Consider the following 26194-nt stretch of genomic DNA (forward strand, 5'->3'; position numbering starts at 1 on the left):
TGAGTTCGATTACGGTTAGAACGGTAGACGCAGCCAACGAGCGCCAGCATTATAGAGGCGATCGCACCAACCCGGCGCCCCCCAATTCACCGCATCTGCGTCCTGGCGATCGATCAGTTGCCGTCCGAGGGGGGTCAGACGAAAACTGTCGGTAATTCCCTGTCCGTCTACTTCCCGGCGCAATACGCCGACTTGAATGAGCCACATCAGGTCATTTTCGACCCGCAGTTCGGCGATCGCCCGTCGGGTATAGTTCTGTTGGATCCCCGATTCCGAGGCGATCGCGCTGAGGGGAACGCTGTCAGTTTTCATCGCCTCGAACAGTACCCGGGTGAACGGAGAACACGCCAGTGCCCGTCTAGCCCGAGTAACGGTACGCGGCGGATACGCAATGGACTGAGCGGGTTGAGATTCGACAGCTTTCATTCTTGGCGCCAATTCTTGAGAAAGTGGAGAATACGCGGACAGGCGATCGGGTCGGCCTAACATTCTAGTAGTAGCATACCAATCGGCGATCGCCTCCCCTCTCTCCCCCCACGTAACAAGTTTGTTAGGATTTGGATCGAGTTTCAAAAAGGAAAATTACGCATCTATGTCTTTATCAGTCGGAACCACCGCACCGGATTTCACCGCCAAAGACACCAACGGTAACACGGTCAACCTCACTGACTTCAAGGGCAAAACCTTGATTTTGTACTTCTACCCCAAAGACGACACCCCCGGTTGCACGAAAGAAGCCCAAAGCTTCCGCGATGCGTACAACGAATATCAAAGCAAAGACATCGCAGTTCTCGGCGTCAGCATGGATGACGAAGAATCCCACAAAAAATTTACCGAGAAATATAATATTCCCTTCCCCTTACTCGCCGACAGCGACGGTACCCTAACCAAAGCTTACGACGTCGAAGGCGGCGGCTACGCCAAACGGGTCACCTACGTCATCGATGGCGACGGCAAAATCACCCAAGTCTACGAAGGATCTAACCTCAAAACCGACACCCACGCCGCCGACATCCTCGCCGCAATGGCCTAATTGCTCCACTCAAGTGAGTTAAATATCGCTTCGTAGGGTGGGCAAGTTTTGCCCACCCTACTCATTTTGAGCGCAAGCGCTTGCGATCGATAGCGATCGCAAAGCAAGGGCGGCCCGTCTTTTCATCTGTCCCTATTTTGTTCCAGTGTGTTTTAACAAAAGCTTCATTAAATATGACAGCAGAAAGATAGTCTATTGACTTGAGTCACTTTTGCGAGTCTATTTTAACTTCTATCTTTTCACTCTAATCTTATTATTCTCACTTGTAAGCCCGCTCTCGCAAAGACGGTGCCACGATCGCCCCACCGAAACGATAAAATTGGGAGACTAAAGCCCGATCGCCCGTCCCTGACTTCTCAAAAAATTGAAAATCTAAACTCTAAAATGGGATCGATTCACCCCGATTTTCCGAGCTGACGATCGCAGCATCTATTCCATCCCTCGTCAAAGGAGCAGTATTCGTGTCCAGCATCCTGACTTATCTCGAACCCAAAGAAGTCTTACTCAGAACCGCCACCGTTCTCAAAGGAACCTTCGACCCGGCAAAAGTTGCCACGGTGTCCGTCGTCGCCGAAGATAAATATCCCCTCAGCGTCGAACTCAACCGAGCTGAGGGTCGCTGGCAGGTCGATTTACCTAACGGTTTGACCGCGCCGGGGATTCGCTGGTTGCGCCTTAAGGCGATGGATAGTAGCGGTCGCGAACTCGACAACCAACAAGCCTACATCACCGTCAGCGAACAACCGATGACGGTGGCGGACTCTCTCTCTTTAGAAGTGCTGCACGATACCTTTTTTAAAGCGACTCCGGCGCCTTCGACGACCTTGAGCGATCGCCACAAAGCCCAAATCCCCAAAGGTCGCTCCTTCGGGGTCAGTCGCTATACCGTGGAAGGCGATCGTGTCAAAATCGAACTCAACACCGATGTCGAACCCCTCGGACGGTTTGGATACTTCTACAAACCTCACGTTCAACTGGTCAAAGCCGAACAAACCCAGCGCGTTACCGTCGATAACGTTCCCGACCCCCCGCCGGGATTCTGTCAGTTGTGGGTCGCCCAAACCACTAAAATTAAAACCAAACCGGAAGATTCGATCCAACTGAGCGCCCACCAACAAGCCGAACTCCTCCAAGGACAAACCTTTTTAACCTTCGGTCATACCTCCTTCGCCAACCACTTTCGCATCATGTTGCGCGACCCGATCCCGGGATTCGGACAAATTGGCTACGTCTATAAAGATCACGTCAAACTCAAAAAAGACGGAGAATGGATCGAATACAATCCCAACGCCACGAATTTAAGCATTCTCAAAACCACGGTGATTAAAAAACGCCCCGTGGATTCGAGTACCTTAAGTGCGGCAGATCGATACACTCTTCCCATCGGTTCGGTGTATGGGGTCGTCGCATATTCCTCGGAAGCGGGCCATCTGAAAGTATCGCTGAGTGAAAATTTACCCGGTTTCGGCAATACGGGCTATCTTTATGCCGATTTCGTGCGCTTGTTACGCGGCGAAACGCCCCTATCGGCGGTGAGCGATCGCACTCCCTCCCCGGAAGACCCGTTGACCTATACCGGACCGAAAGAAGTTCTAGTCAAACAAGCGGTTACCTTAACCGGAAACTTCGACCCGCAAAGCATTAGTGCGATCGCCGTCGTCGCCGAAGACAAATATCCCCTCAAAGTCGAACTCGATCGCGACGCCGGAACTTGGCGCGTCGTACTCAGCAATGGCTTTAACACCGCCGGACTGCGCTGGTTGCGCTTGCGCGGCGCCGACAGCAATAACCAACTCGTTTCCTCGGAAATCATCTACATCACCGTCAGTACCCAAGCGACCACCGTCGGCGAACCCCTACGCTTGCGCGTCGAACAAAATACTTGGTTTAAAGTCGCCCCCCTCGATTCCCAACAACTGGCGGACGAACAAAAAGTAATGGTCAAAGGGGGCACCACCTTTAGCGTCAGTCGATACGGACTGGTAGACGGACACCTGAAAGTCAACCTCGATCCCGCCGTCAATCCCGTGGGGTCGTTCGGTTACTTTTACGAAGGTCATGTCGAACTGACCAAAGGGGAAAAAGTCCTGCGCTTCGACATCGAGGACGTTCCGGATACCAACTTGACGGCGAAAATGTTGGTCACCCGAACCACTTTTATTAAAGCCCGTCCGGTGGATTCGTCGATGCTCAATGCCAGTCAAAAAGCCGATTTAAAATTAGGAACGACTTACGGAATTACCGGATATGCCTGTACCGAAGGGCATTTTCGCGTCACTCTGACCAACTCGATTCCCGGTTTTGGCAATGTCGGTTATATTTACTGGCAACACGTCCAAATTAAGAAGAATAACGATGTCATTCCCTACGAACCGGACGCGCTGACGATTACGATTCGCGAGACGACGGCGTTTAAAAAGCGCCCGATTTCGGCGGCGAACCTCGGTCCGACGGAGAAAACTACCCTCAATCTGGGGCGAGTTTACGGGGTGGCGAGTTACGCGATCGAAGACAATCACCTCAAGGTCTCGCTGACGGAAGAGTTTCCTCAATTCGGCAATACGGGATATATTTATCCGCCTCACGTGTTGATGCGTCGCGGGAGTCGGGCGTTCGATCCGCTTCCGGATCGGATCGAGCTCAACGTCCCTTATTTCTCCCAACGGGATAACCCGCGTTACTATTGGTCTACTTGTAATGTAACCTCGATCGCCATGGTGTTTTATTACTACGGCGTGCGATCGAAGTGGGGCGGACAGCTTGAAGACGAGTTGCTCCAGTGGTGTTTCAACTATGCCGGAGAAGGCTCGCAAACCAATCACAGCGTGCTTTCGGCGCTGATTCGCGCTTACGGCTTCAAGCATCAATTCGTGACGACGGCGCGCTGGTCCGACGTCAAAAACGAGCTGATTAACCGCCGTCCGGTGGTGATTGCCGGATACTTTACGGCGACGGGACATATTCTCACGATTATCGGTTTTAACAGTCGGGGGTACATCGTACAAGATCCCTGGGGCGATGCCCTGACGGGATATAGTTATACGGAAGGGCGGAAGTTACTTTATCCCTACGGATACATGGATGAGGTGTGCGGTCCCGAGGGGAATATTTGGATTCATACGATCGCCCAATAAAACAGGCATCGAGATCGCGGACGTTCGGCGGAAAGGGCGAACGCCCGCGATTGGAAGGTTTCTGGATTCGTTAAAATAGCCATTTTTATCCATTCCATCCATAGAAATTTAGCGGTATGGTAAGAACAACTCTAGGGAATTGGAATGATGGCTAAAAAACAGAAAAAGCAGAAAAAAGAAACAGGCGATCGCGATCGCCCCGTCGCGGAAACTAACCTGGCGTCTACCTCTCCAGACGCCCGCTTCCAGTTTCTACAAGAACGACAAAAAAAGATATTGACCTTAATTAAGCGAAAGCGAACGGAACTGTCAAACTTAACCGAACAGATGCAAGAGATTGCGCGATCGATGCTCTATCACGGTCAACCCATTTACGAACAAGCACAACAGCTCGATCGCGAAATTCACGAATTATTTCACGATATTTTTACCAAGCGCAAATTTGCTAAAAAAACCAAACTCGAAATTCGAGAAGTTTACGAAATACTCCAATTTACAGGTCGTATCAGTCCCCATTTCGACGAAGAAGACGAAGACTTCGCCCGGGAGGAAGAAGCCGAAGCCGAACGGGAACATCCGAATGAGGAAAATGACGACAGTTTCGACGACGAAGATGGTTCGGAATGGGGCAGTCATTCCCTATTTGAAGAAAACCATGCCCCTCGTCCTTCGCGGGATATGAGAAAACTGTTTCTAAAATTGGCCGATCGCTTTCACCCGGATAAAATTGCCGATCCGGAAAAAAGAGAGCATTATACCGAAATCATGAAAGAGGTTAATATTGCTTATAAAAGTGGCGATTTTGCCCGCTTGTTGGAAATTGAACAACAAAGCGAATACGAGCAAAAAATTGAAACTTCACAAAACGATCGCGATCGCCAGTGCAAGCAACTCGAACACGATCTAAAAATTCTCGAACGGCAATACGAACAATTAAAAGACCAAGTTCGCGAAACCCGCAACACCCCTCAAGGGATGATGGTCAAAGAATATCGCAAAGCCAAACGAGAAGGCATGGATTTAGTGGAAGCCTCCCTCGAACAATTTAAAGCCGAACTCGAATCCCTCGAACAGATTCGCGATTTCGTTAAAGATTTTCGCGATCGAAAGATAACGCTGAAGGAATTTTTATGCGGTCCGTCCCGTCGCCAACCCTTGGATTTGGACAATATCGAAGATGTCATCGACGAACTGGCAAAAAATGGGATTCACATCCATTTTTAATCGTCAAGCCGTACCGTTCGATGGCAGATCCCTCGATGGGATTGAGGAGGAAAACCGAAGAGCGATCGCCGTTTACAAGAAGTCAAAGAGTTCGCCGATAAACCAACCGTAAAAAACAAAAAATAATAAGCCTTCCCAACGGCTAAATTGTTTGTTTTGTGTGGTGAGGAAAAACAAGATCGTTCCCGCTAGCATGGCGGGCAATCCTTCGGCGATAATCACCGGGGCAATTTCTAAATTATCGATCGCCCCCGCCACGCCCATCACGGCAAAGCAGTTAAAAATATTAGACCCCAAAACATTGCCGACGGCCATTTCTGGATTGCCTTTACGGGTGGCAACAATGGTCACGATCAGTTCGGGTAAAGAGGTTCCAAAGGCGACTGCACTGATGGCAATCACTTCTTTTCCGATTTGAAGAAATTCCGAAATTTTAGTCACCGATTCGATCGTATATTCCGCACTTCCCCAAATAAAAATTAAGCTAACGATCGCGATCGCTAAACTTTTGACGGGAAAGCGATCGGGTTTTTTTAAACAATTGGCGGTGTCTTCTGCGGGATCTTCTTCGGCATCTCGTTCGGAAGATTCACCGGAGGTTTCCAAAGTATTCGGATGCGACAAAACTGCATAAAGAAGATAAATAATAAAGCCGCCCAAAGATAACCAGGCATCCCCGGCGGAAAAGTCGCGATCTCCGACGGCGAGACAGAGTAAAAATGCTGACGATAGAAAAATCTGCAAGTCTACTTTGAGGGAATGGTAAGTAATTTTAAATTTACGGGACATCGCCGAAGCGACTCCCACAATCAGAAAAATATTGGTAATATTAGAACCGACGACGTTACCGAGAACGACTTCCGAGGACTGTTGCAAAACGGCGGCGATCGATGAGGCTAATTCGGGCAGGGACGTCCCGATCGCCACGATCGTAACGCCAATAATAAACGGGTGAAATCCGAGAAAAATTCCCAGTCTCTCCGCAGCATCGGTAAAATAATCCGAGGCTTGAACGAGGATAAATAGACTGAGAACAAAAATGGCAGCCCAAAGCATTAAGGAAAAGGAAAACATCGCGATCGCCCGAGGGGATTTGTACGGTTGAATTATCCCACATGGCCGCCACAGGGACAGAAGGGGAAACGGGTTCGACGATGGGCTACAAACGGGAGAAAAAGTGCAAATCGATCGTTTCCATCGATCGTTTCCAAAAGCGATAAAAACGCCCCGACGATCGCCACCGATCGCCTTCACGAAGGGAGATCGACCCGGCGATCGCCCGGTGGAATCTGTGGCGAAACGTCGATGTTGTAGGCGATCCCTTCCAAAGTGCCGATCCAGTAGGGGCGATCGTCATCTTGCCAGCGCACGATCGCCCGGGCGGGAACGCGCAAGGGACCGAAAGAACGAAGTTCCGATAAGGTAATCTCCCAAGGAATACGATCTTCGCCCGGTTGACGGTAGCGTAAAGCTTCGATCCGGGCGATGGCGGCGGTTTTCGGGTCGAATGCGAGTTGCAAGCGCACTTCGCGATCGCCAAAGGGTAAATAAGCGGAACAATGTGTCTCGTCGATCGCCTCCCAACGGACGCCGGGATGGGCGATCGCCATCGGCGGCAACATGGCGACTTCTTCGGCCCATAGCGCCAACACCTGCCCTTCGGCGATCTCTTCTCCAGTTTGGAACAGATTCATCAAGCCGCGTACTTGTAGCTTTCCTTCGCCGCCGATGTAAGAGTCCACGGCCCTCATCAGGGGCAATCCAAACCAGGTTAACTCCATTTCCCGGCAAAATTCTCCCTGACGGTAAAAACTTTTAAACCGTAACATGCTATAAGCAAAGCCGAGTTTAAATTTGGCCCGTCCCCAAATCATCGCCGATTCCACCTGGGGCAGATCCGCGCTAGTGCAGGATGCTAAATATCGCCGGATCGGTTCGGGTAAGTCGTCGGGAACGCCGAGGGAACCGCGATCGCGGCTGACTTGCGTCGGCGGTGGAAATGGACTGGGGACGATTTGAAAGCCCCAAAAAAGTACCAGGGGTAAAGCCAGAAATAAGCCCGCCGAGATCGCGGTCGCGATCGCTATACTTTGCATAATATTGCTCCTCAAAACCTCTGAATACTCTGGAAATCCTCCGGGTGTGCTGTCGCGATCCGCGCCGTTAGCTTCGCGACTCCGTAGGCGTAGCCGCCCCGAAGGGGCTAGGAGTTAGGCGTATCGCCGGACGGACCGAAAGCGCAGTTTATCCCGGTGGAGACCCCGAGGAAGAGGCGATCGGGGGTTCTGGAGAGGGAGGTGCTTCTAATTCCAGGGATAAAGCACTGAGAATGCCATCGATATTCCACGGTTGAATGCCGTTGTAACTCGGATCGGACGGGTGGCGGGTGTCGATCAAGTGAATGCGGCTGTCTTTGGCGGCCCAGGCGATCGCGCAAGGGTCGAAGCTTTCTTGAATCCAGACGACCCGCGAGGCGTCGTGGGCGTGCCAGATCGCGGCGAGGGTCTTGCCGTCGAACTTTTCCAGGTTGAGTTTGGGGTAGATCGAGACCAACCCGCGCATTTGGCGCATGGAAAGCGGGTAGCCGATCCGCCAATGGCGGGTAGCGGACCATTCGTTCCACACCGTGGCGTTTTCCAACCACTGGGCGGAAAACCAGATCGGTTCGATCCACTCGGCGCGATCGACTGCTTGCAGGAAACTGCGGGCGAGAGATACGGGAAAGCCATAGGCGCCCTCGTAAGATTCTTCCAACAATCCTGCAGGCATGTGGGTACTCAGGAGTTGGGGCGTCCCGGAGTCGGTGACGTTGAGGACGCCATCGATGGATAAAAATAAGAAAACTTTTTGCATGACTCGCAAGATTTTAAAGGTGAAAATTTGAGAATCCAGATTGAAAAATCCGGGCTAGAAACGAGCGATCGCTTATCTCTTGTTAGCCAAGAATTTAGCGGCGATCGCGCCACTGACCAACCCGCAGAAATGGCCTTCCCAAGAAATAAACGGATGGGTCGGCAAAACCCCCCATATTAAGCCCCCATAGAAAAAGCCGACGAATAATGACAGGGCGATCGACATAAAATTGCGTTGAAAAAAGCCGCGCGAAATTAAAAAACCCAAATAACCGAACACCAAACCACTCGCCCCAATATGAACCGAGTTCGAGGCGCCAATCAGCCACACGCCTAAGCCGCCGAGGAGGGTGGTGACGACGGTGACGAACAGAAAGTCACCCGTGTCTTGCAGCATCACGAACCAACCGAGGGTTAAAAAAGGAACGGTATTGGCTATTAAATGGGGAAAGCCTCCATGCAAAAACGGCATCCACAAAATCCCCCACAATCCGCTTATTTCTCGTGGATGAATGCCGTATTGATTGAGGGCTTGTCCGAGAAAAATGGTATCGACGAACTCCAGAATCCACATGATGGCGATCGCGCCACCGAGTAAGCGGATCTGGGTTTTCAATTCCCGGGCGAGTGCTTTGCTCTCGTCGCTACTCATGAGTTGGCCTGTGACGTTCTCCCGACGCTGACCTATGCGCTTCGCGCAGGCTTCGCCAACGGTACAGCGCGGGCTTCACCGGATCGCTCCAGCGACTACCTGCTTCGTTCGGTCTTGTCTAGGCAATGCCTCCGACCGAACCCGTCCACAGGCGATTTCATCAGCCGTGAGACCCACGACTGAGAGGCCACGATTGCGAATAACTTGAGCGCTGGCAACATCTCTGGGCTTGATGGAACCGCATTCACTGCAATGGTGAATACGGTCTTTTAATTCCTTGCGGACTTGAGCCCCACACTCAGGGCATTCCTGGCTGGTGCCTCTAGGATTGACCTTGCTGTAGTAGACACCACGCTTCCAGCACACCCACGGCAGCACAATGTTGACGAACTGACCCAAGCCAGCATCAATCATCTGTTTGCCGAGGAAGCCCTTAGCGAGTGTCCTGAAGTCCAAGTCTTCAACAAATATTATCCCGGCTCGATCGCAGAGATGATGAGCCAGCTTAAACTGCCAGTCCAGACGGTAATTCGCAATATTTTCGTGAACTCTACCGATCCGCTCGATTAACTTGAGCCAGTTTTTCGACCCCTTCTGCTTCCCTTTTAGCCTACGTTGCAGCGATTTCAGCTTGCGGTGCAGCTTATTGAAGAAACGAGGACGAGAAACCTGCTCGCCATCAGAGGTGGATAGAAAATACTCCAGACCCACATCCAGCCCCAGGGCATGACCTTCTGGCGGGATGTCGGGTATATCAACGTTGGCTTTTAGAATCAGCATGACGTACCAGCCTGAATGCTTCCGCACGACCCGAACGGCTTTCAGATCGAAGCCCTCTGGGATGGGGCGATGCAAGTTGATAGGCACCTGGCCGATCTTTGGCAGCTTAATGCTGTTGCCATCAATCGCCTCGCCCTTCATCTGCGGAAACAGAAATGACCGCATCCGACCAAATTTCTTGAACCGAGGAAACCCAGTTCGCTTTTGGTGGAAGGCGACGAAAGCAGCATCAACCCTCCCCATGACATCCTGAAGCACCTGAGAATGAACTGCCTTGAGTTCGGGGTTCGTTTTCTTGGCTTCAGTTAATGCCTTTTTCTGGTGGTAGTAATCGGGATATGGGGCGTTAGCTGGGATGATGTACTCCTTCTGGAGAGTGCAAGCATTGACCGAGCACTTCCGACTGTCGATCCAGTCCTTGCGCTCTCCGACCGCATAGTTGTAGACCTGGCGGCAAGTCTCCAGCCAATTCAGCATCTGGAGTTCTTGTTCGAGATCTGGGTAAATCCGGTATGAGTAGGTCAATACAAGCATGTAGTTATTATAACTTAGGAGAAACAGCAATGTTCCCTAGAAAATCGCGAAAGAGTATGGCGACTCCGTTCCACTCCATCGCCTCGGCTTTCATCCCGATACTCACGCTTCGCGTAGAGTGCGGGGCTTCCCGCCGATTAAGCTAAAGTCTACTTTCGATTTTAGAGTTTCCTGACAGGAATTGGACAGAGGCGAACGCGGCGATCGCCCCCGAGGTGAAAGCGTTTAGGTGTTTCTTCTCTCGATCGAGTTCGCAACACACAACATTAAAGGGAAACCTTGAGGGTAGCGGCGATCTCTTGGGAACAATCTATGGGAAGACAAACCGTAAAAATGGAGCCGCGATCGCGCTGGCTGCTCAGGGTAATTTCGCCGCCCATCATCTCGCAAAAATGATGGCTGATGGCCAATCCCAAGCCCGTCCCGCCGTATTTGCGCGTCGTCGAGGCATCCCCTTGAGTAAAGGGTTGAAACAGTTTTTTTTGCTGTTCTTCTGACATGCCGATGCCCGTATCTTTCACTTGAAAATACAGGCCATCGCTACCGTTGTCGCGGGGCGATCGTGTCACCGTCAAGCTAATTTCACCATTGTGGGTAAATTTCGCCGCATTACTGAGTAAATTAAATAAAATTTGCCGCACTTTTGTCGCGTCGGCATACATAGTTTTCACCGGACAATTGCCGTCGAATTGGAGAGAATTTCCGTTTTTTTCGATTAACGGTTCCACGGTGGTTACGACACTTTCGAGCAGCCGCTCTAACTCGAAGTTTTCGAGATAGAGATCCATGCGTCCCGCTTCGATTTTGGATAAATCGAGAATGTCATTAATTAAGGTTAATAAATGCCTGCCTGCAGTCCGAATTTTTTGCAAGTCCGGGATTAAATCGCTGTAGCCAAAGTCTTGAGCGTCTTCTTCGAGCATTTCACTGTAGCCGACGATCGCATTTAAAGGGGTTCGCAATTCGTGGCTCATATTCGCCAGAAACGTACTTTTGGCGTGATTGGCTTTTTCTGCCGTATCTTTAGCGGTTTCCAGTTCTTCCGTGCGTTGGGCGACTTTGGCGATCAGATGATTGAGGGAGGTGGCGAGGGAATCGATTTCTTGTAATTCGCTGTTGACGGGCGATCGCAGGCTAAAATCCGCCTCGCGGGCGACTCGTTCGGCCATGTCGGTGACGCCGACGATCGGTTCGGCGATCGCCCGTGTCGTCCGCCAGGCAATGATTCCGGCGATCGCTACCGAGAGCAACGCACCGAAAACTATCATGAATTTTTCCACCCCTTGGGCGTCTTCCATGACGATCGCCCCTTGTTGTTGCTGAATTCGGGCGATTTCTAACAGGTCGCTCAACTCGGCGCCGAGGCGATCGAGCTGTTCGGCTTGTTCCCCACTGGCGATTCGGATTAACTGCGATCGCGCCGTCTCGACGGAAGTCGAGGTCGTTGACAACGGATCGACCGCTTTTAAGCTGGTTTCGATTTGTCCGACGTAGGTGTTTAAATGGCTTTCATATTCGGAGAGTAAGGCGAGGATCGCACTCGGGCGATCGGCCAACCACGCCGGGTTGCTGTTTAAATAGTCTTCAATGTCTGTTTTTAACTCCCCGAGGCGATCGCTCTGCTTTAAAAAGGTTTCGCGACGGACCCGTAATTGTTGGGAATCGTCGATCGCCCCGGGAAATCTCGACCCCTGTAATTGGATGGTAACGGCGAGGTCTTTAAAATGACTGAGTAGGTGAAATTGTTCTTGAGCATCGACAAACTGCTCGACCCCTTTGCCTTGATAGTAATCGGCTACGAGCATTCCGGCGATCGAACCGACAAAACCAATCGCAATGGCGATCGAATAGCCATAACCGATTTTTTCGTGAATGCGCCAAGAACGGGTACGATCTTGGCGGGCAAATGGCAAACCAAAGGGCAAAGATCCCATCCACCCCGGCAACAACCGCCGCCGTCGAGGCGGGCGATCGTTGCCGGAAGAATGAGCATCGGATTGCGGGAAATCGGGATGGGTCACGATCTCTGATTTACTCGTGTGGAACGTTCGGGGGTGCCACCCTTCCATACTTCGGCCTTTCGGTTACCAAAACCGTAACTGACGGCTCGGTTCCACCTTGGCCGTGACAGACTGTTGAAATAAAACAGTCCATGAAGAATTTGTGAGGAGATCTATCTCGATGAAAGTGACTGGAGCATGGCGTCCTCGCCTCAATGTTTGGAGTCAGGTTACTGCTCTAACCTTAGCATTGGGAATCGTTCAGATGGGCGCCCTCGACCCGGCGATCGCCCAAGAGCAACGCTTGAGAATCCTCAACGTAAGCGGACAGGGCATCGTTTCGATTCCGACGAGTTTGACCCAAGTCAGTTTGGGGGTAGAAGTCCAGGGCAAAACCGCAGAAGAAGTACAGCAGGAAGTGGCGCGGCGATCGTCGGCGGTGGTGGAGTTACTGCGATCGCGCAATGTAGAGAAGTTAGAAACCACGGGCATTCGTCTCAACCCGATTTACAACTATACCAACAACCGACAAATCATTAGCGGATATTCGGCGAGTAATATCGTCAGTTTCCGCATCGCCACCGAACGCGCGGGCAATCTCCTCGATGAAGCGGTACGAGCAGGAGCTACGCGCATTGACGGCATTAGCTTTGTCGCCACGGACGAGGCGATCGCCGCCGCCCGCCAGCAAGCCTTACGCCAAGCCACCGAAGACGCCCAAGCCCAAGCCGATACAGTTTTAAGTACCCTCAACCTCACCCGTCGCGAAATTGTTAACATCCAAATTAATGCCAGTATGCCCACTCCCCAACCATTAATCCTGCGCGAAAGCGCCGCCGTGGCCCAGTCGAGTACCCCGGTCGTCGGCGGCGAACAACAGGTGCAGGCCAATGTTTCATTAGAGATTAGTTATTGATGAGGCTAGATCCAGGAGGTAGCGGGTCAATCAACAATTACAATCTCAAAATCTAAAATCTAAAAATCGCGCGGGCTTGAAACTTCAAAACCCGCGCGATTTAACGATCTCAAGCGACCACCGCGATCGCCCCACCGATGTGGGACAGCATCAGTCGTCTTACTGGGCCACAGTAACCGCACTCAATGCCTCTTTGAGCAGATCGGCTTTATCCGTTCTTTCCCAGGGTAAATCTAAATCCGGGCGTCCGAAGTGACCGTAAGCCGCTACATTTTGGAAGAAGCGACCGCCTCGTTCGGAAGGCAAGTTTTGTAAGTTAAACGTTTGAATGATTCCCGCCGGACGCAGTTCAAAGTTGGCTTTGACGACTTCGAGCAGTTTGTCTTCGTCAACCTTGCTGGTACCGAAGGTTTCGATCGTGATGCTGACCGGACGGGCGACTCCGATCGCGTAACTCAATTGCACTTCGCATTTGTCGGCCAATCCGGCGGCGACAATGTTTTTGGCCACGTAGCGGGCGGCATAAGCGGCACTGCGATCGACTTTCGTGGGATCTTTGCCGGAGAAGGCACCGCCACCATGACGGGCGTAACCACCGTAAGTATCGACGATGATTTTGCGACCCGTCAAGCCGGAATCCCCTTGAGGTCCGCCGATGACGAATTTACCCGTGGGATTGACTAAAAAGCGGGTGTTGGCGTCGGGTTTGACGTCGATATCGGCAAAACTAGGCTGGACGACGTGAGTCCACAGATCCTGTTTGATTTTTTCTTGGACCGCAGCGTTATCGCGCAGCTCGCCAATTGCGGCGGTGTGTTGGGTCGAAATTAGGATGGTATCGATCGCGATCGGTTTGCCATCTTCGTAGAGGACGGTGACCTGAGTTTTGCCGTCGGGACGTAAGTAAGACAGTTCGCCGTTTTTGCGCACTTCGCTCAAGCGCAAGGAAATGCGGTTGGCTAAGGAACTGGTCAAGGGCATCAGTTCGGGAGTTTCGTTACAGGCGAAACCGAACATCAAGCCTTGGTCTCCGGCGCCGATCGCATCGAGTTCGTCTTCGGAGAGTTCCCGGCTTTCTTGGGCTTGGTCTACCCCTTGAGCAATATCGGCAGACTGTTCGTCTAAGGCGACTAAGACGGAGCAGCTATCGGCAGAAAAGCCGTTTTCTGCGTTAACATAACCGATTTCGGCAATTTTTTCCCGGGCTAAGTTAACGTAGTTAACTTGTGCTTGAGAGGTGATCTCTCCGGTAATCAGAACTAAACCCGTGTTGACGACGACTTCAGCCGCGACGCGACTTTTAGAATCTTGCGAGAGCAAGGCGTCGAGAATGGTATCGGAAATCTGGTCGCAGATTTTATCCGGATGTCCTTCGGTAACGGATTCAGAAGTAAAAAGATATCGACGAGACAACGATTTTCCTCCCAGGAAAACTAGGGTGATAGAGCGATCTTCAACATATAGGTGTTCGGGCGTCAGGGCAAGTTTCAGGACAGGAGTAGACCTCTAGGCAAATGGTCAAAAGCCCTTTTTTTGAAGGGAGTTAATTTCCAAATGGGCTAAGCGGTCTATAGTAGGTGGATGTCATCCAACTGCGCGATCGCCACATCTGCCCCGGCCAATCGTCCCGGAGAACTCGGGCGCCAGCTTATACCGATACACCCGGCTGCACCTGCCCGTTTGGCCATTTCAATATCGGCTGGAGAGTCCCCCACCATTAAGGTTGCATTGGCGGGAACGCCCAATGCTTCGCAGGCTTGGAGAAATAAGGCCGGATCGGGTTTACTCGGTCCGGAATCGACCCCCATCTGCACCTGGATGTAGGGTTCGAGTCGATAGTGATTTACAAAACTTCGTACTCTTTCCGTCGTATCGGCGGAGAGAATGCCGAGTTTGAGGCCCTTGTTAGAGAGCATCTGAAGGGTTTCGAGCGACCCGACAAACAAGGGGGAATGCTTGTTGTCGTTTTTAAGCAACTCGTCAGCGTCTGCAAATGCTTGTCGGGCGATCGCCAGCGATTCTAACCAACCTCGACCCGTTTCGGCAACATAGGCGGCGGCGGCAATTTCGTTTTCGTGGCGGCTACCGACGGCGAGCAACCCGGTGGGATCGACCTGATTATCGACCAGACCGAAGGCCATTAACAGGGGATCTCCGGTCCCGGGAATTTGAGCGTCTACGCGGCGCGATCGCGCGATCGCGATCGTCCGCAAAAAGTCTTCGGAATCTTCTAAGGTGCCGTCTTTATCAAATAAAATCGCTTCGACGTTTTTGAAGGTAACGCCCCTGCATTCAATGTCAATCAAGGGTTTGGCCTCCCTATGCCTCGGATATTTATCATAACTAATGTACCTACAAAATGTTCCTATCTTATAAGTACATATTTGGATATAAATGTAACTACACACGTAAAGACAAAAATACCCATAAAAAAAGAGGGGGTTACCCTCCGGGTACAAGCGGCTTGCGGCGATCGAATGCGATCGCCTCGCCCTTGTACGCTCTTATTAGAATACTTTTATTCCTCGACGGTAGAACCGCTTTCGCTGTCGTCGTCGCTCGCCGAAGGAACATCAACTTCTTCCGTCGCTTCCGAAGTGACTTGTTCCGCTTGCTGCTGCTGTTGCATCATTTGCTCGCGGAATTTCGCCGCCATTTCTTCGGCTTTATCGTAAACCAACTGCGGGTTCTTGACCATATCGCCCGGTTCGGGTTCGAGCTGCTTGGTAGACAGGGAAATGCGACCGCGTTCCGCATCCAAGTCGATAATCATGACTTTGAGTTCGTCATTGACATTGAACACGCTATGCGGCGTATCGATATGATCGTGGGAAATTTCGGAAATGTGGAGCAAACCACTGACGCCACCGATATCGATAAACGCCCCGTAAGGTTTGATCCCGCGTACCGTACCGATGACCACTTCGCCGACTTCCAAGCGGTTCATCTTGCGCTCGACCAGAGCGCGACGGTGGCTGAGAACCAGACGGTTGCGGTCTTCGTCCACTTCCAAGAACTTCAGAGGCAGTTCTTCGCCGACGAGTTCTTCTTTTGGCTTGCGAGTGCTGATATGAGAACCGGGAATAAAACCGCGCAACCCTTCAATGCGAACGAGCGCCCCACCGCGATTGGTCGCAAAGACTTGCGATCGCACCGTCGCATCTTCCGCCTGCAACTGACGGACGCGCTCCCACGCCCGCATGTATTCAATCCGGCGGATGCTCAAGGTGAGCTGTCCATCTTCATTCTCATCGGTAAGGATGAAGAATTCCCGCGTTTCGTTCGACTGCAAAACCTCTTCGGGAGCGTCAACCCGATTGATTGACATCTCCTGAATCGGAATGTAGGCGGCTGTCTTGGCACCGATGTCAATCAGAGCGCCCCTCGGTTCTATACTGAATACCGTCCCGGCCACGACATCGCCAGGACTGAAGTGATAGTCGTATTTGTCGAGTAGGGCAGCGAAATCTTCGTGAGTGAAGCCAACATCTCTAGCAATTGTTTTCTGATTGACCATGCGTATTGTTTCCTGGGATCGATCTCCGTAGTTATTTTTGGCGTTCTACTGATGGATGTCGTAGATTTTGGTAAAAGTTAGTATAGCCTGACCTTTACGCGGACAACACCACAACGGCTACAACTCGTACAACTCGTGTAACAAGCAGAAATTAACAACCTTTTCAGGTTTTGCGCCTTTGCAGGAAATGGGTTTCATTTCTTGCCTTTGGCAGATGGCCAGTTGCGATCGCCTGACCCTCGGACAAACCTGTAGGTAGCTAACTTCGAGCCGCGAATAGACCCATGCTGTTGCTTCCTGGTTCTGGTCTGCCCGCTTAAAGCAACTTCCTTCCGCGAGACTACCCGAAAGTGAAGTTCTAGACGCAAGGATCTATTCTATCTGATTTTCTTGAGAATGGTTGGGTTAAAAGCAGTTTTTTTTAAATCGGGGGAGAGGCGATCGTCCTCGACCGTAGCCAAGGATGCCGAGACTCGGGTTCAAAGTAGGTTTTAACCGCCGAGGAGCGCCGACGAGGGAGCCGTCGATTTCGGCGTTAGGTTTGGCTCATCAACGAGATCGATTCTGGGGACGGTCTCAAAGATGCCCCCCGATCTTCCGCTTCGAGACTGCGGTGTTCGACCTCCCGGGAATCTCCCGCACGGGTCGCCTCGGACTCGCGAGTTTGAGCGGCTTGTCGTTCCAAGTGATTGAGAGTTTCGACAAAATCGCGAATGCCGCGAAATTTTCGATACACTGAAGCGAAGCGGATGTAAGCGACTTCGCTGAGTTCTTGGAGGTGGGACAAGACTAATTCGCCGATTTCGTTGCTGGTGACTTCGCGGATGACTTGTTGTTGCAGGTAGGCTTCAATTTCATCGACTAAAGACTCCAATTGAGCCGCCTCTATCCCGGTTTTTTCGCAAGCTCGCACGATCCCGCGTAGCAATTTCGAGCGGTCGAAAGACTCGCGCCGACCGTCGCGTTTGATCACGGCGACGGGGACGAATTCGATCCGCTCGTAGGTGGTAAAACGGCGCTTGCAGTGGATACATTCGCGCCGTCGGCGAACGCTTTGACCTGCTTCTGCCGATCGCGATTCTAAAACTCGACTTTCGGTATGCTGGCAAAATGGACATCGCATGATTGAATTCCTCTCAGGAAGAAGAAAGTTTTAGCAGGGAGGCTAGAGACATTCAGGAGGAAACTCTACCGGAGGACGAGTACCGAATGGCATCCGTACGCCCCAATTGCCTTCGATCGCCGTCTACAGAGAGGGGTTGACAGATTTGTCCTCACCAGAATCGATAACAATGGAAAAACCTGAGCCAATTCATCTAGACTCTATGGCTTCGATCCCGAAGACAGAAAGGTCTAGAGTAGAGTGGCTCAGCGAACTAAAAAAATAGGTTGGCTTTTGTGCTTACTTGCCAATCCGAGGCGGCTCGCGGAAGGCGATCGCGAAGAAGAGCAATCCGATCGTTAAAGTCAGAATTAAGATGTAAGCAACGCTTTCCATGTTATCCGTTCCAAATTTTTACAATTGATCTCAGTCTACCAAGCAACAGAAAAAAAGGTCTAACAAACTGTTCGTGTCTTAATGGACTCTCTCAGTTGTTAGACCTCGATCCTCAGATTGAGTCGATTGAGTTCAATGACGTTAGACTTCTTGTTTCCGGGTGGTGATATCACCCAGTTTTTGGAAGACGCCAAACTCGATTTGCTCTTCCAGGTCGGGATCGATCCCGGCAAACACGTCGCGGAAGATAGTGCGCGAACCGTGCCACAAGTGACCGAAGAAGAACAACAGGGCAAAGCAGGCGTGACCGAAGGTAAACCAGCCGCGCGGACTGCTACGGAACACCCCGTCGGAATCTAAGGTTTCGCGATCGAAGGCGAAGGGTTCGCCGAGAACCGCTTTCCGGGCGTAGGTTTTGACATCGACGGGATCCGTAAAGGTTTTGCCGTCGAGTTCGCCACCGTAGAAGGAGACCGTTACCCCCGTTTGCTCGAAGCTATATTTCGATTCGGCGCGACGGAAGGGAATGTCGGCGCGGACGACACCATCGGCATCGGTCAACAACACCGGGAAGGTCTCAAAGAAGTTCGGCATCCGACGGGCGGTGAGTTCGCGACCGTCTTTGTCGGTGAACACCGGATGGCCCAGCCAAGCTTGGGCGATGCCGTCGCCTTGGTCCATCGGACCGACGCGGAACAGACCGCCTTTAGCGGGGCTGTTGCCGATGTAATCGTAAAACGCCAGTTTGTCGGGAATAGCCGACCACGCCTCGGACAAGTCTTTCCCGGCATCGAGATCGGCTTGTACGCGACGTTGAATTTCTTGTTTGAAATAGCCGCCATCCCATTGATAGCGGGTCGGGCCGAACAGTTCGATGGGGGTGGTGGCGGAACCGTACCACATGGTGCCTGCGACGACGAAAGCCGCAAAGAACACCGCAGCAATACTGCTGGAGAGAACGGTTTCGATGTTCCCCATCCGCAGAGCTTTATAGAGGCGCTCGGGCGGACGGACGGTTAAGTGGAAGATTCCGGCAATAATCCCGACAATCCCGGCGGCGATGTGGTGGGCCACGATACCCCCCGGGTTGAAGGGGTTAAAGCCATCGGGTCCCCATTCCGGGGCGACGGGCTCCACGTGTCCGGTCAAGCCGTAGGGGTCGGAAATCCACATGCCCGGTCCGAATAGCCCGGTCAGGTGGAAGGCACCGAAGCCGAAGCAGAGCAAACCCGCTAAGAACAAGTGGATGCCGAACATTTTCGGCAAGTCTAAAGCCGGTTGACCCGTGCGGGCGTCGGTGAACAGTTCGAGGTCCCAATAAACCCAGTGCCAGCAGGCGGCTAGGAAGAGAAGACCCGACAGGACGATATGAGCAGTGGCGACGCCTTCAAAGGACCAGAATCCCGGATCGACGGCGGTCTCTCCGGTGATGCTCCAGCCTCTCCAAGAGTCGGTGACGCCGAGACGAGCCATGAACGGCATGACGAACATGCCTTGTCGCCACATGGGGTTCAATACGGGATCGCTCGGATCGAAAATGGCGAGTTCGTAAAGTGCCATCGACCCAGCCCAACCAGCCACGAGAGCCGTATGCATCAGGTGTACGGCAATCAGGCGGCCTGGGTCATTCAGGACGACTGTGTGTACGCGGTACCAGGGTAGTCCCATTGACTACACTTCCTCCTCGATTAGAAAAATCTACTTGGACGCTATCTTGGTGCCTTTTATTAGAGTCTTTGCCTTGCTGCCCAGAGGGGGCCAATTGGCTGAGAACTAAGCAGTGAGGCAGTTCGACAAGAGTATTCTCAAAAATGAGAGTATTTAAAGAAGTGTAACTATTGACTGAGCCGATTGCAAGCATCTCGATGGCTTGGGGCAAAATGACGATCGCCCGTTAAGGCGCGAGATCGTGCTGCCGGGGTTGGATACTGACACGATCGCGCTCTAGGAGAATTTGGGCGATCGCATTCCATCCGCCATCTGACAGATCGTTTGCGAATCGCACAGTCTGGCGAGTACCTGGTCGCCGCTCATCAACCGTCGGATGAAGACTTGACCGATGGTTGAGGGCGGAAGATTGGCGTCCGGTAGAGGTTTGACTTCGACCATAATCACCGGATCTTCGACGCGGTAGAGCCACAGTTTTTCACTGCTCTCCAGCAAACACAGGTTCATGCGCTCGATCTGCGGCGCCCGTCGCCACGCCAACTCGTTCCACAATCCTTCGACTCCCCACACTCGACCCACGGTCCAGCCTTCAGTTAGAAAGAAGTATTTCACGGAAAATCTTTGCTCTTGTTTGGAAGCCCTGTCACTTTAGCGCAGGGAGGAAAAACGATACGGGCGGTTTTAACCGCCGTCCCCTCGTGGGAGCGAGGGAAAAGAGGTGCTCTTTTCCCTCGCTCCTGTTAGCCGGAGTCACCTAAAGTGCCCGGCGTCATAGCGCCTCGCCAATGTTATCGGTCGGTACTTTCCAAACTGCACGGTCTTACCCCTCGTACGACGGTTTAACGGTTTGGTTCTAGAGCAGGAGACTGGCGACGTATCCCCAGGTAGGAACTTTAACGCTTACCGATAACGTAGCCCTCGAAGGACTTAGCCTGGGTAGGGGCGTTTCGCGACATGGGTAGGGGCGTTTCGCCAAATGGGTAGGGGCGTTTCGCGACATGGGTAGGGGCGTTTCGCGAAACGCCCCTACGAAAGGAGAGGCACGAATCCCGGTTAATTTAGGGTGGGGTGCTGACAAATATTTCTAGGCAGTAGACAAAGAACTTGCTGTTTACCATATCGCGAAATTGCGCCAATTTTCGAGGGAGTGCCATCCATATTTTCTGACGCGATCGCCCGCCCACCCTTGCCACTTTGGATCCCGAGAAGCGAAAATTAGAATTAAGGCCGACCCCTTGAAATTCCTCGAACGATTGCCAACCCTGGGAGATCGCTGACACCGGGCGATCGTTCTTAGGATCGACTCAGGCAATGAATTGAGCTAATTCACCGATGATTTTTTGAGTTCTGTTCTTTTCTCTATCCATCTCTATTCCTGTTGGCTTATCTTGAAACTGAGGGATCGATCGCACTCAATGCTTCCGTGCGATTCAGAATTCTGACCCGTTTAAAAGTTTCGATCTGCTCCATTGACTCTCGGCAGAACAATTTCAATTGATGCGCTATCGATCGCAACATCGGGAGATCTCGAACGGTGTGGAGGCTTGAAAACCGCACGAAAAATATCCATCAATTGAATAGGTCGCTTTAAGGCTCGGAATGAAGCGATTGAAGGAGCATTTTCGTTCAAGTGTCAACCTAGCGCTTCCTTTCTGTACCCTTGAAAAATTTAAGCGCTATATTTCTAAACATGAAAAAACAAAATCTGGAAGGATAGAGAATATCATTTAGATTGCCAATCAACCTTCGGGGTAAAATATCCAAGTATTTTTACGGAAAGATCGTAACGTATAAAATGCCAAAAATCTCCTTACGCACTGTTTTGATCGGTGTATTCACCTTGCAAGTATTGGTAACTGTCGGTGCTATTAAATATCTTTCCAATCGGAACCAGAAGCAATCCATTAAAGAGTTGACCCATCAAGTGATGGAGGAAGTCGGCGATCGCATCGGCGATCGTCTCGAAAGCTACTTACAAGTCCCCCAAGATATCGTCAGGTTTAACGATTTAGCCACTCGTAACGGAATCCTGGATCTTAACGATATCGATTCCCTCCAAAAATATCTATGGAATCAGATCGACAGTCGGCCCGATCTCACCTCAATTTATTTTGCAAACAATAAGGGAGAACTGATCGAATACATCAGGGTTTCCAGTCAAAAAGAAGTCGAAGTAGGCAAAAGATTAACGGGGAAAGAACCGACGATCGGCACTCTCTATTTAGGAGAAGTAAGGCGAGAAAACTTAAGTCAGCGCAATTACTATTCTTTGGACGAATCAGGCCGACCTCAAGAAGTTGTGTATAGCACCGATATCAACTTTTCTAAATTGGGTTGGTACCGTCAAGCGATCGGCAGTAAAAAACAAGCTTGGACACCGGTTGTTATTTACCAAGTATCAGGAATTTTAGGGATCTTTGCCGTTGCCCCAATTTACAGTAAAACAAATGAATTTCAAGCAGTTTTCGCCTCTCATATCAGTCTCAGTAGTTTGAGTGATTTTCTCAGAAAACTGAATTTTTCCACTTCTGGAGAAGCATTTATTCTAAATCGTTCCGGTCATTTAGTCGCTACTTCTACCTCTGAATCGCTTGCCGTAAAATCCCCCGATCGTCCTTTTGAGCTTCTCCCTGCCGACCGGAGTAACAACCCTCGAATTCGCGAGATTTATCGACAAATTTCTCAAAATTTAGACCGCTTAGAAACATTAAAAGAACCACAAAATCTTACAGTTTTCATTGAAAATCGTCTTTTGTTTGTTCGAGTCATTCCTTATCGAGATCCATTGGGATTGGACTGGCTGATTGTGGTGAACATTCCGGAACATGATGTGATGGGAAAGATCCACGAAAATACGCGAACGACGGTTTTTTTGTCGATCGTAATTTTGATGATTTCCACCGGAATCGGAATTCTTACTGCTCGCTGGATTACTCAACCGATTATTCGCTTAAATGAAATTGCCAAACAATTTAGTTTGGGAGACTTTCATCCCTCTATTCCGGAGAATCCGATTCATGAAATTGGGGAATTAGCCGATTCCTTTCAGCGAATGTCGCGATCGCTCGATCGTTCATTTGAAGCGCTTAAAAAGAGTGAAGAAAAATTTTCAACCTTATTAGATGCGGTTCCTGTTGGCATTTCTGTATTGGATCGGAAAGGAAAAGTAGTAGTGATGAATGGGTTTGCCAAAAAGATTTTAGGTTTGGCCAATTTAACCCAATATAAAATTAGATGGATACCTAAATTTTATCAAATTTACGTAGCGGGAACCGATCGCCTATATCCTTGGAAACAATTACCTTTTCTGCGAGCCTTGAAAGGGGAAACAGTCTTAGCAGACGATCTGGAAATTCATCGCCGTGACGGTAAAGTTATTCCCCTAGAAATTCGTGCAACTCCAGTCTTTGACGATCGCGGAAAGGTTATTTATACGATTAATGCTTTTGTCGATATTAGCGATCGCCTCGAAGCGGAACGAGTCTTATTAAATTACAACCATATGTTAGAAGTGCAAGTTCGGGAACGAACGGAAGCATTACAGTCTACCGAAGCACGACTGAATGCCTTTTTTGCCTCTGCAACGGTGGGAATGTGCATTTTAGATGACGAACTCAATGCGATCAAAATTAACGAACCTTTCGCCGCAATTGATGCAGTTGATATTCCCAATTCGATCGGAAAATCTTTAGAAGAGATATCTCCAAAACTAGCCGCTAAATTGCAATCTCTATGTCGTCGAGTCTTGAGGAGCGATCGCGGAATCTTAAATCGAGAATTTGCGATTGAATATCCTCTACTTAATCATTACAAACGCGACTTTATGGCATCTTTATTTCCTATTTTAAGTAAGAAGTCTACTCATTGTGGAGTCGGGATAGTTCTTTTAGAAATCAGCGATCGCAAACGAGTAGAAGAAGCATTAAGCCAGAGCGAATCGACGTTGCGGAGCTTTTTTAACAGTGCCTCAATGATGATGGGAATTGTCGAAGTCCAGGACAATGACATTCTTCATATCTCAGATAATTTGAGCTATGCGCGTTTTTTTGGAACCACACCAGAAGCGGTTAAAAATCGTTGGGCCAGTGAAATAGCAGTGCCGGAATCTGTACGACAGTTGTGGATCGAACGGTATCGCGAAGCAGAACGGACTCAATCTCCGGTACGTTTTGAGTACGTTCATCAGACACCAGATGGAGATCGATACTTGTCAGCAACAGTTTGCACGATCGCGGTCAATGTCAACGGACGATCGCGATTTTCTTATATTGTTGAAGATATTAGCGATCGCCAACGTGCGGAACAAGCGTTGCGAACCAATGAAGCACGGTTGCGAAATTTAGCCACGGCGATTCCCGGGATTATTTATTCTCTGCTGAAATATAGAGATAGTTCTTTGAAATTTGAATATATTAATCGAGCGGTTGAAGAAATTTATGAGATAAAAGTTGAGGACTTTTTAGAAAATACAGAAGAAACGCTCTTGAGATCGATCTATCCCGAAGATTTAGAGGCTTATCAGAAAGCTGTGAATCGCAGTGCAGAAACTTTAGAAAGATTCAGGCATGAATGGAGAATTATCACCCCTTCGGGAAAAATTAAATGGTTACAAGCGAACTCCCAACCGGAAGCTCGTCAAAATGGAGAGATTTGCTGGCATGGCATCGTCCAAGATATTAGCGATCGCAAACAAGCTGAAGTCGAACTAGCCAGAGCGAAAGAAGCGGCAGAAGCGGCCAACCAAGCTAAAAGCACATTTCTTGCCTCGATGAGTCACGAATTGAGAACGCCACTCAATGCGATTCTCGGTTTTGCTCAATTAATGAGTTATAGCTCTCATTTGACACCGAGCGATCGCAAGTCAATCGAGATTATTAATCGAAGTGGATCGCATTTATTGATGCTGATTAATGACGTTCTGGATATGGCAAAAATTGAGGCAGGTCGTATTATTTTAAATGAAAATAGCTTTAATTTTAATATTTTTATTGAAGATCTAAGAGAACTGTTTGATTTGAAGGCAATCGAGAAAAAACTACTCTTACAAGTTGATATCGATCCTAACATTCCGACATGTTTAGAAGCCGATGAAGTCCGTTTGAGGCAGATTTTAATTAATTTATTGGGAAATGCAATTAAATTTACCGATTACGGGTTTATTCTTTTGAAGGCGTCTTTACAAGACAACGACAAATCGCCTAGCACTTCGGAGGAAGCCCCGCGTCAATTGTCAGGGACTGTTGCAGGCGATCGCGTGCGGGTTGAATTTGAAGTAAGAGATAGCGGTATTGGCATTCCAGAAGAACAATTAGAAAGTATATTCGAGCCGTTCTTACAAACACGAACGGGTAAACAATCGCAAGAAGGAACGGGTTTAGGTCTGGCGATCGTCCGCAAATTCGTCACCTTGATGGGGGGAACTATTTCGGTTCGCAGTCAACTCGGAGAAGGCAGTCAATTTTTATTACGAGTTCCGTTAAAAGTCGCTTCAATTCCTGGGGACGGCGGCGAGCGATCGCTGACTGAAAAACCGATTGCTCTGGAAGGGAACCCCTCTCGCTATCGAATTTTAGTAGTTGACGATTGCGCGGATAATCGAGAACTGTTGCTACAAATTCTTTTACCTTTTGGCTTTCAAATTCGCGAAGCCAGTGACGGTTTTGAAGCCTTAGAAGAATGGGAACGCTGGCGACCCGATGTCGTCTTTATGGATATGCAAATTCCCGGAATGGACGGGATGGAGGTGACTCGGGAAATCAGAAAACGAGAAGATCGGTTGACTCCTGAAGACAATCGACAGGCGCCAGGAGGCGATCTCGTTGGCGAAAGCGAGCTCTTTTCTCAGTCTAAAACGATTGTGATTTCCGTTAGTGCAAGTAGTTTTCAACAACAAAAAAATTTGATCCTCAATTCTGGATGCGACGAAGCAATTGACAAACCCTTTCAGACATTCCAAATTCTTGAAAGTTTGTCAAAACATTTAGGATTGCGGTATATTAGTAAATTGCCAGCCACTTCAAATCTCCGTCTTTCCTCTCCAGACAAGGAAGTCGATTCAACGCAGTTTGCTACTGTATCTGTCGAACAAATTCTGGCTTTGGAAGCGGCCAGCCTCCGGGGAAAAATTAGTGAAATTTATAGTATTCTCGATCGAATTGCACTAGAGAATACAACCTTGTCCGAGCAACTCAGATCTTTAGCGGATCGCTTTCAATATCAGAAAATATTGACAGCTATTCAAAACTTCAGAGAAAATTCCAATCTACATTGATGGCTATATCTTCTCGTCCGCAAATGTTTTAAGATGCGATCGCGCCGTGCGATCGCCACGAGAGTTAACTCGCTCAATTGAGGGGTTAGACCCGTCGTCTTCCCCGATCGGTGCT

General features: G+C 50.1%; 19 protein-coding genes. 5 read left to right on the forward strand and 14 right to left on the reverse strand.

Annotation, left to right across the window (positions count from 1 at the left end; genetic code table 11):
* Window positions 1–15: 15 nt before the first annotated feature.
* Window positions 16–426 carry an Npun_F0494 family protein gene (locus HCG48_RS01960; protein WP_168571689.1) on the reverse strand — a complete coding sequence of 137 codons (411 nt, stop codon included), beginning with the start codon at window positions 424–426 and terminating at the stop codon, window positions 16–18.
* 166 nt (window positions 427–592) lie between these two features.
* On the opposite strand from HCG48_RS01960, the gene HCG48_RS01965 reads away from it, so the two are divergent.
* From HCG48_RS01965 to HCG48_RS01975, 3 genes are all read left to right on the forward strand, one after another.
* Window positions 593–1033: a peroxiredoxin gene (locus HCG48_RS01965; RefSeq protein ID WP_168567659.1), complete on the forward strand. Its 441-nt coding sequence runs from the start codon at window positions 593–595 to the stop codon at window positions 1031–1033.
* 746 nt (window positions 1034–1779) lie between these two features.
* Window positions 1780–4167 carry a C39 family peptidase gene (locus HCG48_RS01970; protein WP_246260061.1) on the forward strand — a complete coding sequence of 796 codons (2388 nt, stop codon included), beginning with the start codon at window positions 1780–1782 and terminating at the stop codon, window positions 4165–4167.
* 144 nt (window positions 4168–4311) lie between these two features.
* The gene (locus HCG48_RS01975) at window positions 4312–5391 is read left to right on the forward strand and encodes a J domain-containing protein (RefSeq protein WP_168567661.1); all 1080 of its coding nucleotides are present in this window, start codon (window positions 4312–4314) and stop codon (window positions 5389–5391) included.
* 72 nt (window positions 5392–5463) lie between these two features.
* On the opposite strand, the gene HCG48_RS01980 is transcribed toward HCG48_RS01975, so the two are convergent.
* The 6 genes from HCG48_RS01980 to HCG48_RS02005 all read right to left on the reverse strand — a co-directional run bounded on the left by HCG48_RS01980 (window position 5464) and on the right by HCG48_RS02005 (window position 12230).
* The gene (locus HCG48_RS01980; protein WP_210437150.1) at window positions 5464–6465 is read right to left on the reverse strand and encodes a calcium/sodium antiporter; all 1002 of its coding nucleotides are present in this window, start codon (window positions 6463–6465) and stop codon (window positions 5464–5466) included.
* A gap of 176 nt (window positions 6466–6641) precedes the next feature.
* Window positions 6642–7487: a DUF6544 family protein gene (locus tag HCG48_RS01985; RefSeq protein ID WP_168567662.1), complete on the reverse strand. Its 846-nt coding sequence runs from the start codon at window positions 7485–7487 to the stop codon at window positions 6642–6644.
* Window positions 7488–7635: 148 nt separating this feature from the next.
* The gene (locus HCG48_RS01990) at window positions 7636–8244 is read right to left on the reverse strand and encodes a hypothetical protein (protein ID WP_168567663.1); all 609 of its coding nucleotides are present in this window, start codon (window positions 8242–8244) and stop codon (window positions 7636–7638) included.
* 72 nt (window positions 8245–8316) lie between these two features.
* A complete protein-coding gene (locus HCG48_RS01995; RefSeq protein ID WP_168567664.1) occupies window positions 8317–8895 on the reverse strand; it encodes a rhomboid family intramembrane serine protease in 579 nt (192 codons plus the stop codon).
* Window positions 8896–8970: 75 nt separating this feature from the next.
* Entirely contained in the window at window positions 8971–10209 is a 1239-nt protein-coding gene (locus HCG48_RS02000) for an RNA-guided endonuclease InsQ/TnpB family protein (RefSeq protein ID WP_168567665.1), read from the reverse strand.
* Window positions 10210–10475: 266 nt separating this feature from the next.
* The gene (locus tag HCG48_RS02005) at window positions 10476–12230 is read right to left on the reverse strand and encodes a sensor histidine kinase (protein ID WP_168567666.1); all 1755 of its coding nucleotides are present in this window, start codon (window positions 12228–12230) and stop codon (window positions 10476–10478) included.
* Between the two features lie 160 nt (window positions 12231–12390).
* Between HCG48_RS02005 and HCG48_RS02010 the strand changes: the two genes are divergently transcribed.
* Window positions 12391–13125 (forward strand): SIMPL domain-containing protein, encoded by a 735-nt coding sequence (locus HCG48_RS02010; RefSeq protein WP_168567667.1) that lies wholly within the window; start codon window positions 12391–12393, stop codon window positions 13123–13125.
* Between the two features lie 159 nt (window positions 13126–13284).
* Here the strand turns inward: HCG48_RS02010 and metK are convergent, their stop codons facing one another.
* From metK to HCG48_RS02045, 7 genes are all read right to left on the reverse strand, one after another.
* Entirely contained in the window at window positions 13285–14538 is a 1254-nt protein-coding gene (gene metK, locus HCG48_RS02015) for a methionine adenosyltransferase (protein ID WP_168567668.1), read from the reverse strand.
* Between the two features lie 155 nt (window positions 14539–14693).
* A complete protein-coding gene (locus HCG48_RS02020; RefSeq protein WP_168567669.1) occupies window positions 14694–15431 on the reverse strand; it encodes an HAD family hydrolase in 738 nt (245 codons plus the stop codon).
* 212 nt (window positions 15432–15643) lie between these two features.
* On the reverse strand, window positions 15644–16642 hold the full coding sequence (locus HCG48_RS02025) for a 30S ribosomal protein S1 (RefSeq protein ID WP_168567670.1): 999 nt from the start codon (window positions 16640–16642) through the stop codon (window positions 15644–15646).
* A gap of 535 nt (window positions 16643–17177) precedes the next feature.
* On the reverse strand, window positions 17178–17765 hold the full coding sequence (gene nrdR, locus HCG48_RS02030) for a transcriptional regulator NrdR (RefSeq protein ID WP_168567671.1): 588 nt from the start codon (window positions 17763–17765) through the stop codon (window positions 17178–17180).
* Window positions 17766–18044: 279 nt separating this feature from the next.
* Entirely contained in the window at window positions 18045–18140 is a 96-nt protein-coding gene (locus HCG48_RS02035) for a photosystem II reaction center protein T (protein ID WP_168567672.1), read from the reverse strand.
* Between the two features lie 141 nt (window positions 18141–18281).
* Window positions 18282–19808 carry a photosystem II chlorophyll-binding protein CP47 gene (gene psbB / locus HCG48_RS02040; protein ID WP_168567673.1) on the reverse strand — a complete coding sequence of 509 codons (1527 nt, stop codon included), beginning with the start codon at window positions 19806–19808 and terminating at the stop codon, window positions 18282–18284.
* Between the two features lie 276 nt (window positions 19809–20084).
* Entirely contained in the window at window positions 20085–20420 is a 336-nt protein-coding gene (locus HCG48_RS02045) for a hypothetical protein (protein WP_168567674.1), read from the reverse strand.
* Window positions 20421–21603: 1183 nt separating this feature from the next.
* Here HCG48_RS02045 and HCG48_RS02050 point away from each other — a divergent pair.
* Entirely contained in the window at window positions 21604–26079 is a 4476-nt protein-coding gene (locus HCG48_RS02050) for a PAS domain S-box protein (protein WP_168567675.1), read from the forward strand.
* Window positions 26080–26194: the final 115 nt, after the last annotated feature.

Source organism: Oxynema aestuarii AP17 (assembly GCF_012295525.1).
Taxonomy (GTDB): domain Bacteria; phylum Cyanobacteriota; class Cyanobacteriia; order Cyanobacteriales; family Laspinemataceae; genus Oxynema; species Oxynema aestuarii.

Excerpts from the sequence above, each read along its gene's own strand:
- HCG48_RS01985 (WP_168567662.1), bottom strand. The coding sequence starts at position 7,487 with ATGCAAAGTATAGCGATCGCGACCGCGATCTCGGCGGGCTTATTTCTG.
- HCG48_RS01965 (WP_168567659.1), top strand. The coding sequence starts at position 593 with ATGTCTTTATCAGTCGGAACCACCGCACCGGATTTCACCGCCAAAGAC.
- HCG48_RS02050 (WP_168567675.1), top strand. The coding sequence starts at position 21,604 with ATGCCAAAAATCTCCTTACGCACTGTTTTGATCGGTGTATTCACCTTG.
- HCG48_RS01995 (WP_168567664.1), bottom strand. The coding sequence starts at position 8,895 with ATGAGTAGCGACGAGAGCAAAGCACTCGCCCGGGAATTGAAAACCCAG.
- HCG48_RS01980 (WP_210437150.1), bottom strand. The coding sequence starts at position 6,465 with ATGTTTTCCTTTTCCTTAATGCTTTGGGCTGCCATTTTTGTTCTCAGT.
- HCG48_RS01970 (WP_246260061.1), top strand. The coding sequence starts at position 1,780 with ATGACGGTGGCGGACTCTCTCTCTTTAGAAGTGCTGCACGATACCTTT.
- psbB (WP_168567673.1), bottom strand. The coding sequence starts at position 19,808 with ATGGGACTACCCTGGTACCGCGTACACACAGTCGTCCTGAATGACCCA.
- HCG48_RS02035 (WP_168567672.1), bottom strand. The coding sequence starts at position 18,140 with ATGGAAAGCGTTGCTTACATCTTAATTCTGACTTTAACGATCGGATTG.
- HCG48_RS01975 (WP_168567661.1), top strand. The coding sequence starts at position 4,312 with ATGATGGCTAAAAAACAGAAAAAGCAGAAAAAAGAAACAGGCGATCGC.
- HCG48_RS02000 (WP_168567665.1), bottom strand. The coding sequence starts at position 10,209 with ATGCTTGTATTGACCTACTCATACCGGATTTACCCAGATCTCGAACAA.
- HCG48_RS02025 (WP_168567670.1), bottom strand. The coding sequence starts at position 16,642 with ATGGTCAATCAGAAAACAATTGCTAGAGATGTTGGCTTCACTCACGAA.
- HCG48_RS02010 (WP_168567667.1), top strand. The coding sequence starts at position 12,391 with ATGAAAGTGACTGGAGCATGGCGTCCTCGCCTCAATGTTTGGAGTCAG.
- HCG48_RS01960 (WP_168571689.1), bottom strand. The coding sequence starts at position 426 with ATGAAAGCTGTCGAATCTCAACCCGCTCAGTCCATTGCGTATCCGCCG.
- HCG48_RS01990 (WP_168567663.1), bottom strand. The coding sequence starts at position 8,244 with ATGCAAAAAGTTTTCTTATTTTTATCCATCGATGGCGTCCTCAACGTC.
- nrdR (WP_168567671.1), bottom strand. The coding sequence starts at position 17,765 with ATGCGATGTCCATTTTGCCAGCATACCGAAAGTCGAGTTTTAGAATCG.